The 719-nt window shown below is 68.8% G+C and carries 1 protein-coding gene; it reads left to right on the plus strand.

Annotated elements, in window-relative coordinates:
* Positions 1–12: 12 nt before the first annotated feature.
* On the plus strand, positions 13–719 hold a 707-nt coding region (locus G4D83_RS45235; protein ID WP_240357200.1), incomplete at its 3' end, for an AMP-binding protein.

A 719-nucleotide genomic window follows, 5' to 3' on the forward strand; every position in this document is an offset into this window, starting at 1 on the left:
CCGAAGGGCGTGATGATTCAGCACGCCTCCGTGATGAACCTGCGTGCGGCCCTCGCGTCCACGGCCCTCGCCGGTCTTCAGGGTCCGCTGCGAGTCAGCCTCAACGCCCCGCTGGCCTTCGACGCGTCTGTCCAGCAACTCGTCCAGCTCTCCGATGGCCACACCTTGTGCGTGGTGCCCCAGGCCATCCGTCAAGACGCGGCCCTCCTGGTGAACTGGGTGGAGCAGCACCACGTCGACGTACTCGACTGCGCGCCTTCTCACCTCCGCGTGCTGCTCGGAGAAGGACTGGCCTCACGTCGCGCCCTGCGCATCCTCGTCGGAGGAGAAGCGGTAGATGACGCGCTCTGGGAGAAGCTCGCCACCCACCCTCACATCACCGCCTTCAACGTCTACGGGCCCACCGAGTGCACGGTGGACTCCACGGCCCGCGCGGTGCGAGGCGCGCCGCGTCCTTCGCTCGGCACGCCGCTGGCGAATGTGCGGGCATACGTCCTGGATGCCCACCTCCAGCCCGTCCCCGTCGGTGTCCCCGGAGAGCTGTTCCTGGCTGGTGACGGCGTGGCGCGTGGCTACCTCGCGCGCCCGTCCCTCACCGCGGAGCGCTTCCTTCCCAATCCGTTCAGCTCCGTCCCCGGCGCGCGCATGTACCGCACGGGGGACAAAGTCCGCTGGCTGCCAACCGGAGAGCTCGCGTTCATCGGTCGCCTCGACTTCCA

This window comes from Myxococcus eversor (genome assembly GCF_010894455.1).
Classification (GTDB): domain Bacteria; phylum Myxococcota; class Myxococcia; order Myxococcales; family Myxococcaceae; genus Myxococcus; species Myxococcus eversor.